8 protein-coding genes are annotated in these 8,699 nt (G+C 69.4%); 7 read left to right on the top strand and 1 reads right to left on the bottom strand.

The features are described from left to right. The coding region (locus AC31A1_RS40715) for a glycoside hydrolase family 26 protein (RefSeq protein WP_489658121.1) at window positions 1-896 on the top strand (896 nt) is incomplete at its 5' end. A 64-nt stretch (window positions 897-960) separates the two neighbouring features. On the opposite strand, the gene AC31A1_RS40710 is transcribed toward AC31A1_RS40715, so the two are convergent. Continuing rightward, window positions 961-2,040 carry a glycoside hydrolase family 53 protein gene (locus AC31A1_RS40710; RefSeq protein WP_489658120.1) on the bottom strand — a complete coding sequence of 360 codons (1,080 nt, stop codon included), beginning with the start codon at window positions 2,038-2,040 and terminating at the stop codon, window positions 961-963. 337 nt (window positions 2,041-2,377) lie between these two features. Between AC31A1_RS40710 and AC31A1_RS40705 the strand changes: the two genes are divergently transcribed. From AC31A1_RS40705 to AC31A1_RS40680, 6 genes are all read left to right on the top strand, one after another. Beyond that, entirely contained in the window at window positions 2,378-3,313 is a 936-nt protein-coding gene (locus AC31A1_RS40705; protein ID WP_489658119.1) for an ABC transporter ATP-binding protein, read from the top strand. Then, window positions 3,310-4,155, top strand: a complete 846-nt coding sequence (locus AC31A1_RS40700) for an ABC transporter permease (RefSeq protein ID WP_489658118.1) — start codon at window positions 3,310-3,312, stop codon at window positions 4,153-4,155. The genes AC31A1_RS40705 and AC31A1_RS40700 overlap by 4 nt, the downstream gene beginning before the upstream one ends. A 127-nt stretch (window positions 4,156-4,282) precedes the next feature. Further along, the gene (locus tag AC31A1_RS40695) at window positions 4,283-5,599 is read left to right on the top strand and encodes a sensor histidine kinase (protein WP_489658117.1); all 1,317 of its coding nucleotides are present in this window, start codon (window positions 4,283-4,285) and stop codon (window positions 5,597-5,599) included. Further along, window positions 5,596-6,288 (top strand): response regulator, encoded by a 693-nt coding sequence (locus AC31A1_RS40690; protein ID WP_489658116.1) that lies wholly within the window; start codon window positions 5,596-5,598, stop codon window positions 6,286-6,288. Before AC31A1_RS40695 ends, AC31A1_RS40690 begins: the two co-directional genes overlap by 4 nt. 105 nt (window positions 6,289-6,393) lie before the next feature. Beyond that, the gene (locus tag AC31A1_RS40685) at window positions 6,394-7,578 is read left to right on the top strand and encodes a lactonase family protein (RefSeq protein ID WP_489658115.1); all 1,185 of its coding nucleotides are present in this window, start codon (window positions 6,394-6,396) and stop codon (window positions 7,576-7,578) included. 126 nt (window positions 7,579-7,704) lie between these two features. Next, window positions 7,705-8,376 (top strand): ABC transporter ATP-binding protein, encoded by a 672-nt coding sequence (locus AC31A1_RS40680; protein ID WP_489658114.1) that lies wholly within the window; start codon window positions 7,705-7,707, stop codon window positions 8,374-8,376. The last annotated feature ends 323 nt before the right edge of the window (window positions 8,377-8,699 follow it).

Raw genomic sequence — 8,699 nt, 5'->3', positions numbered from 1 at the left:
GGCCGCCCCAGCCAGGCCCCGAACTCCGCGACGCGACGGACGGCGCCTATGTCGGATACGGTGCCGGCGCCGTCCGTCGCGTCGCGGAGTTCGGGGCCTGGCTGGGGCGGCCCGAGCCCCGGGCCGGGCATGCGTATCTGGCCGGGGAGAACTGGAGCGACATCGAGGGCGCGTCCAACGACCTTGCCCTGTGGGCCGACTGGCGTCGGGAGGAGCAGGACCGCCTCCTCGTCCTCAACGTGCCGATGCTGGACCGCAACGAGGACCACCTGCCCGACAGTGTGGTCCGCACCGAGTTGAGAGACGGAGCGGACGGACGCTACGACGACCACTTCCGCGCCCTCGCCCAGCGGCTGGTCCAACTCGGCGCCCCCGACACCGAGATAGTCCTCGGCTGGGAGATGAACGGCACCACCTACACCCACCGCTGCGCGCCCGACCCCGCGTCCTGGACGCGGTACTGGACGCGCATCGTCACCGCGATGCGATCCGTCCCGGGGCAGCACTTCCGGTTCGACTTCACCCCCAACCGCGGCCGCGACGCGATCCCCTGGACCGACTGCTATCCCGGCGACGACTACGTCGACGTCATCGGCATGGACGCGTATGACAGCCCGCGCGGTCTGTCCTTCTCCCGGCAACTGACCGAGCCTTACGGGCTGTTCGCGCAGGTCGACTTCGCCCGCGCCCACCACAAGCCCATCGCCTACCCGGAGTGGGGCCTGTTCGACAACGGCGACAACCCCACCTACATGCGCGGCATGCTCACCTGGATGGCCGGCCAGCGCCCGCTCTACCAGACCATCAGCGACTACTGCCCCCACGGCGTGTGGCGCTGCCGCGCCAACCCCAAGTCCTCAGCCGTATACCTTGCTTTGACGGGCAGTCAGTCATGAGGGGGCGGGAAACGGCGCCCGCCGTTCCCCGCCCTCGTCAGTCCTCGCGCCGCGAACTACCGTCCTATGGCGTCCACTTCACGTTCGGATTCACCTGGCCGGTCCAGTTGAAGATCGCCATGTTGTCCCAACCGTCCCCGCTGCCCGAGATGTTGGCCGGGTCCCAGCCGTTGCCCGTGACCGCGTACCAGGTCGGCTCCCAGTAGAAGACGCCGATCGCCCCCGCGCTCCGGGCCGTGTTCTGCACCGCCGTGAACTCCGCGCCCTGGCCCGCCCAGGTGAGCGGGTAGCCCGAGCAGCCCGAAGTCACCGAGTTCGCCGTACTGTCCGCGTCGGACGTCGTGAACGGGTAGGCCGTCTCCGCGATGATGACGTCCTTGCCGTAGCGCGACTTCATGTCCGAGACGACGCTGCCCATGTTGGCCAGCGTGCCGTGCCACATGCAGTAGTAACTCAGCCCGGTGATGTCCCAGTTGACGCCCTGCGCCTTGATGCCGTCGTAGAACCAGCGGGCGTTCGAGTCGCTGTCCGCGTCGGCCGTGTGGATGATCACCTGGGTGGAACTGTTGCACGCCTTGGTCGCGTTGTAGCCCGACTTCAGCAGCAGACCGAGGTTGGTGAAGCTGTTGTTGACGACCTTGCCGTCGTCCCACAGCATGCCGACGTTGATCTCGTTGCCGATCTGCACGCTGTCCGGGGTGGTGCCCTGGGACTTGAGGCTGTTGCAGACGTCGTAGGTGTAGTTGTAGACGTCGGTCTGCAGCGCGCTGATGCCGTGGCTCGACCAGGCCGCCGGCTTGTACTGCTTGCCCGGGTCGGCCCAGGTGTCCGAGTAGTGGAAGTCGATCAGCAGCTTGAGGCCCTTGGCCTTGACCTGCTTGGCGTAGGCCAGCACCTTCGCCTTGTTGTTGTAGCCGCTGGCGGGGTTGTTCCAGATCCGCAGGCGTACGTAGTTGACGCCGGCGCCCTTGAGGATGTCGAGCGGGTCCTTCGCGGTCCCGCTGGAGTCGTAGTACTTGGCGCCGAGGTCGATCGCGCGCTGCGCGGACGAGACGTCGGCGCCGAGCATGGTGAGCGAGTTCGCCGCGGCGGCGTCCGTGGGGGTGAGCATCGCCGCCGGCAGGGCGACTGCGGCCAGGAGCAAGGCGGTTTTGACTATGCGGCCCGGGCTTCTCACGTGGATCCGACCTCCTTGGGTCGACTGACATGCGCATGCGGGTTGGTTCTGAGAACGTTCACAGTAAGAGAGGTAACAGGCGCTGTAAATATGTGTGTCGGTTGTATTTCCCGCAGTTGGTGAGCGTGTTGTGCGTGCATGGAGGATGGGAACGTACACAACCTGGTGCACACAGTGGTACCTCGGTACTACGCCCGCACCCTCAATGACCCCCCGGTACGACGGTTTCGAGCCCCCCGCCCTCCTAGCGTTGCCGGTGGGAAAGCCCAGTGGGGGCGGTGGCACGTGAGCGCGAGGGAAACCGATGATCGAGGCACACCAACTGACGAAGCGGTACGGGGAGAAGACGGCGGTCGACCGGCTGGACTTCGTCGTCCGGCCCGGCACCGTCACCGGCTTCCTGGGCCCCAACGGCGCCGGGAAATCCACCACGATGCGCATGATCGTCGGCCTGGACGCGCCCACCAGCGGCACCGTCACGGTCAACGGCAAGCCCTACGCCGAGCACGGCGCGCCGCTCCAGGAGGTCGGCGCACTCCTTGAGGCCAAGTCGATCCACCCGGGCCGCTCCGCGTTCGACCACCTGATGGCACAGGCCCACACGCACGGCATCCCGCGCCGCCGGGTCGACGAGGTCATCGACATGACCGGGCTGCAGTCCGTGGCCAAGAAGCGGGCCGGGGCCTTCTCCCTCGGCATGGGCCAACGGCTCGGCATCGCCGCCGCGTTGCTCGGCGACCCGGCGACCGTCATGCTCGACGAACCCGTCAACGGCCTTGATCCCGAAGGCGTGTTGTGGATCCGCAACCTGCTGACCGGGCTCGCCGCGGACGGCCGTACCGTCTTCGTCTCCTCGCACCTGATGAGTGAAATGGCGCTGGTCGCCGACCACTTGATCGTCGTCGGACGGGGACGGCTGCTGGCCGACACCACCGTGCAGGACCTGGTCCGGCACGCGGGCGGCGACACCGTCACCGTGGCCTCCGAGCAGCCGGCCCGGCTGCGCGAGGTCCTCGCCGGTCCCGGCGTCGAGATCAGCGGCGAGGTCGGTTCCGAGGAGCTGCACGTCACCGGGCTGACCGCGCGGGCCATCGGCCTCAAGGCCGCCGAGCACGGCATCCCGCTCTTCGAACTCAGCGCGCGCACCGTCTCGTTGGAGCAGGCGTTCATGGACCTGACCCGGGACGCCGTCGAGTACCACGGCTCCACCACCGTCGAGACCCCCGGGAGGGCCGCGTGAGCACCATCACCGCGACCGACAGCGCCGCACCCGCAGCGGCGAAACCGGCCCGTCCGCCGTACAAGGTCACCGGACGCCGGGTGCTGCGCTCCGAGTGGGCCAAGCTGTGGTCCCTGCGCTCCACCTGGATCACCCTGGGCCTCGGCCTGCTGTTCCTGATCGCGTTCGGCCTGATCTCCGCCGCGCACTACAAGTCCGAGTACGGCTCGGGCAACCTGCGGCCGGACGACGCCAACGCCACCGCGCTCGGCATCTCCCTCTTCGGTACGAACTTCGCGCAGCTCGCCCTCGGCGTGCTGGGCGTCCTGGTCACCGCGGGCGAGTACTCGACCGGCATGATCCGCTCCACGCTGGCCGCCGTGCCGCGCCGCCTGCCGGTGCTGTGGTCCAAGGCCCTCGTGTTCGGCGTGGTCGCGCTCGGCATCTCGCTCGTCGGCGTGTTCGTGGCGTTCCCGATCGTCAGCGGCATCGTCTCCGGCACCCCCGCCGCCCTCTCCTTCTCGCACTCCGGAGTCGTCCGCAGCCTGCTCGGCGCCGGTCTCTACCTCGGCCTGGTCGGCGTGATCGGCACGGCGCTGGGAGCATGGCTCCGCTCGGTGGCCGGCGGTATCTCGGTGCTGGTCGCCTCGCTGATGCTGGTGCCCGGGCTGATCTCGCTGCTGCCCAGCTCCTGGCAGGACAACATCAGCCCTTATCTGCCGAGCAACGCGGGCGAGGCGATGTTCTCGCTGACCCACGACTCGACGACCCTCTCGCCCGGCGCCGGACTCCTGGTCTTCCTGGGCTGGACGGCGCTCGCGCTGGGCGGGGCCGCGTACCGGCTGCTCAAGACCGACGCCTGAGCCGATTCCCCCCGCGGCCACGGCGCGGCATCCGGCCTGTTCACGGGCCGGGTGCCGCGCCGGTGGTTCGCGCGGGGCGGCCCCACAATGGACAGGTGACCCCCATGAACCCGGACCAGTGACACCGATGAGTCCCGACGACCCCGCCCACGTGCTGTTCGCGGAGACGGACCTCCCGTGGAGCCACCCCGTGGCCGGCCGGCTCTCCCGGTTCGGCCGCCGGATCAAGCAGGGCGACCGGCGGCACCCGTGGGTGCTGGACACAGCCTTGATCGTCGTGGTGCTGCTGATCTTCTGCCTGCCGGACCTGGTGGACGACGACGACGGCCGACGGCGCGGCTTCGACAACAGCTTCATCCATCTGCCCTGGCCGGCGACCGTCGCCCTCCAGGCCGGGCTGGTGCTGCCCCTGCTGTGGCGGCGGCGCCGGCCGACCCTGGCCTTCGCCCTGATCGCCGCCGTCTTCTTCGTCCAGGCCGGGCTGGGAGTCTGGCTGCGCGCGGACGTCGCCCTGCTCATCTCCCTCTACAGCCTGGTCCTGCACGGGCAGCTGCGGCGCCTGCCCGCCGCCTGCGCCGTCACCCTCGCCGCCCTGGGACTGTTCGCTCTCCGGCTGCCGTCCCAAGTCCCGGTCCTGGACGCCCTGTTCGTCCTGTTCAGCACGATCACCGCGGCCGTCGCGCTCGGCTTCGTGGTCCGCATCCGGCGCGCCCAGCTCGCCGTGCTGCGCGACCGCGCCGCCCGCCTGGAGATAGAGCGCGACCAGCGCTCCAAGCTCGCCGCCGCCGCCGAACGCACCCGCGTGGCACGGGAGATGCACGACATCATCGGCCACAACCTCTCCGTCATCATCACCCTCGCCGACGGCGGCGCCTACGCCACCGACCTCGCCCCCGAGCGAGGAAAGCAGGCCCTGCTCCTCATCGGCGACACCGGACGTCAGGCGCTCGGTGAACTGCGCCGCATGCTGGGCGTGTTGCGCGTCCAGACCGCCACACCGGACGCCCCCGAACTCAGCCCGCAGCCGGGCATCGTCGACCTCGACGCCCTCTGCGCCCGCATCCGCGCGGCAGGCCCGCAGGTCGTGTACCGCACCGGCGGCGACCCGGCCGCGCTCGACCGCGGGGTCCAACTCACCGTGTACCGCATCGTGCAGGAGGCTCTCACCAACGCCCTCAAGCACGCGGGCCACGACACCCGCGTCGAACTCGCGGTGAACGTCGAGGAGTCACGGGTGCGCATCGACTGCCACGACACCGGCCCGGGCACAGCCACCGCCGGACCCGCACCCAGCCACGACGAAGGACACGGACTCGCCGGCATGAGAGAACGCGCCGCCCTCTACCACGGCACCGTCACCGCCGGCCCCGCCCCTGGCGGCGGCTGGACGGTACGGGCCACCCTCGACCTCACCCCGCTCGACGCGATCGGGGGTGCGGCATGACGACCGTGCTCATCGTGGACGACCAGCCCCTCCAACGCCTTGGATTCCGCATGCTGTTGGAGGCCAACCCCGACACCGAGGTGGTCGGCGAGGCCGGGCACGGCGGCGAGGCGGTGCGGATGGCCGCCGAACTGCGTCCCGACGTGATCCTGATGGACGTACGCATGCCCGGCATGGACGGCATCGAGGCCACCCGCCGGGTCGTCGCGGCCGGCGACCGCTCCCGCGTCCTCATCCTGACCACCTTCGACCTCGACGAGTACGCCCACGAGGCACTGCGCGCGGGTGCCAGCGGTTTCCTCCTCAAGGACGCCCACCCCGAGGAACTCCTCGCCGGTATCCGCGCGGTGGCCTCCGGTGACGCCGTCATCGCCCCCGCGCTCACCCGCCGCCTGCTGGACGCCTACGCCCAGCACCTGCCGAAGAGTTCACCCCAGGGACCCGCGGCGGCGCCCGCGACGGACGACCCCCGCATCCGCACCCTCACCGAACGCGAGCGCGAGATCCTCGTCGCCATCGGCCAGGGCTGGACCAACGGCGAGATCGCCGAGCGCCTCTTCCTCTCCGAGTCCACGGTGAAGACCCACGTCGGCCGCGTCCTGGCGAAGGTCGGCGCCCGCGACCGCATCCAGGCGGTGATCCTCGCCTACGACCTCGGGCTCGCTCGCCCCAACTCCTCGGACCAGTAGGTGAGTCGACCCCGGGCATCGTGAAACCTTAGGTTGCGCCGCCCGCACGCACAGCTTCGTACACGATGTGGACGCTGCGGCGTATCGGGACAACTGTTGCTTCCCATGGTCGAGATCAAAGGGGCTGTGTCCCGCAGAACGATGTTGGGCGCCATGGCGGCGACGGCGACCGCGGCAACCGTGCCGCTGACCGTCGCGGCACCGAGCGCCGAAGCCGCACCGCAGGTGAGACCCGATCTTCTCTACGTCGGCACCTGGAACGGCGGCCAGGTCTACGGGGTCCGCTTCGACCCCGTCCAAGGCACCCTGACCTCCAACGGGCCGGTGGCCCAGGTCAGTTCGGGCTGGGTGACGGCGCACCCCGACCGTCCGGTGCTCTACGTCGGCAGCCAACTGGACGGCGGAATCGTCCACGTCCTCGCCGTCGACCGCACCACCGGCGCACTCACGGAAACCGGTCAGGTGAGCACGGACGGCGGAGGGACGGCCGGCGGCGGACTGTCGTACCTCGGCGTGGACCACCCCTCCGACACCCTGCTCGTCGCCAACTTCGAGGCAGGCCTTGCCATTTCCCTCCCGATCCGACGGGACGGCGGTCTCGGCGCGCCGGTCTCGGTCGTGGCCGACACCGGATCGGGGCCCAGCCCACGCCAGTTGGGCCCGCACCCGCACGAAGTCGTCGTGGCACCGGGCCGCCGCCACGCCCTGGTCCCGGACCTCGGCGCCGACCGCGTCTTCGTCTACGGCTTCGACGGTACGACGGGTGTGCTGTCGTCCGGCGAGAGCGGACCCGGCACCTACGCCACCGACGCCGGTGCGGGCCCGAGACGGATCGTCTTCCACCCCGACGGGCGCAAGGCGTATCTGCTGACCGAGCTGACGGCCGAGCTGCAACTCCTCGACTGGGACGGCAGATCGGGGAAATTGACGAAGCGTCAGAGTCTTGCCGTCGACTCACCGGACTTCACGGGCACCAAGAGCGGCGCCGAACTGGCCATCAGCCGTGACGGCCGCTTCGTCTACGCCTCAAGTCGCGGCGAGAACACGCTCGTCGTGTACGCGGTCGAGGAGAGAACCGGGCTGCTCTGCCTCCTCCAGCGCATCCCCTGCGGGGGACTGAAGCCCTGGAGCTTCACCGTCCACCCGGGCGGGCGCTGGCTGTTCGTCGCCAACGAGGCGAGCAGCACGGTCGACGTGTTCGCCGTCGACCTCCGCTCCGGGCTGCTGACCGGCACCGGGAACTCCCTCGCGATACCGAACCCCGACTGCGTCGCCGTCTGCGCGCGCTGAGGTCTGGCCGCACATGATTGTCCAACAATCATGTGCGGCATGGATCTTGAGCCCGAAGAAGTCGACACGTTCTTGCTGCACACTTCTTGCCGCCGTGGGTCGCCGCTGTTACGTTCGCTGCATCGCTTGTCAGACAATCTCATGCAAGTGCAGGTGCACCCCTCCCCCCAACCCCTACGTGTAGGCCGGGCAAGGAGATCAAGTTGTCGAACAATCAGCGCCAACCCCACGCCGAAGCCCTCCGCCTCGACCACGTCACCCTCCAGTTCCCGGGAAGCCGGCGTCCGGGCCAACATCGGACTCGCCCTGAAGTTCCGCAAGGTCCCCAAGGACGAGCGGGAGGAACGCATCGCCCACTGGGTGAAGGTCGTAGGCCTCACCGGATTCGAGGACCACTACCCCCGCGAGCTCTCCGGCGGCATGCAAAAACGCTGCGCGATCGCTCGTGCCCTCATCTACAACCCGTCCATCGTGCTGATGGACGAACCCTTCGGACCGCTGGACGCGATCGCCCGGCTCAAGCTCCAGCAGGACCTGCTCAACCTCAACCTCTGGGAGGGGGAGCGCGGCGGCACGCTCGTCTTCGTGACGCACGACCTCAACGAGGCGATCTACCTCGCCGACGAGGTCATCGTCATGTCCGACGTCCCCGGCACCATCCGCCGGGTGCTTCCCGTCCCCTTCGAACGGCCGCGCAGCATCGGCACCCTCGTGGAGTCCCGCGAGTTCTCCGAGCTCTACAACGACCTGTGGAGCGTGTTCAAGTCCCAGTTGCAGACGTCGGACGCCGGCGCGTAGGCGCGCCTCCACCCGCTGATTCATCGACCCGCCCAGTCGCCATGCTGCCCTGCGAGGTGCCCAGCGTTGATTTCGATCGCTGAAGAGATCGCCGTACCGAGTCCACTTCGGGGCGATGAAGGTGAGTTTCGCCGCCAGAGTCGCTCTGGATCTCACCGAGTCCGGCGACGAGGGCCCGCCTCTCGGCCCGCGGTAAGGACGGCCAGGGCGGCCCCCGCGCCACCGCCCGCGCCAAGTTCCGGGTGACCGAGGGCGAAGGGCCGGGTGACTCCCGCGTGAGCGTACTGGGCGAGGTCCAACTCAACGGCAGGCCCGCCCCGCCC

The organism is Streptomyces sp. P5F9 (genome assembly GCF_057961495.1).
The sequence above is the reverse complement of the archived record's forward strand: the minus strand, read 5'-3'. Positions and strand labels throughout refer to the sequence as shown.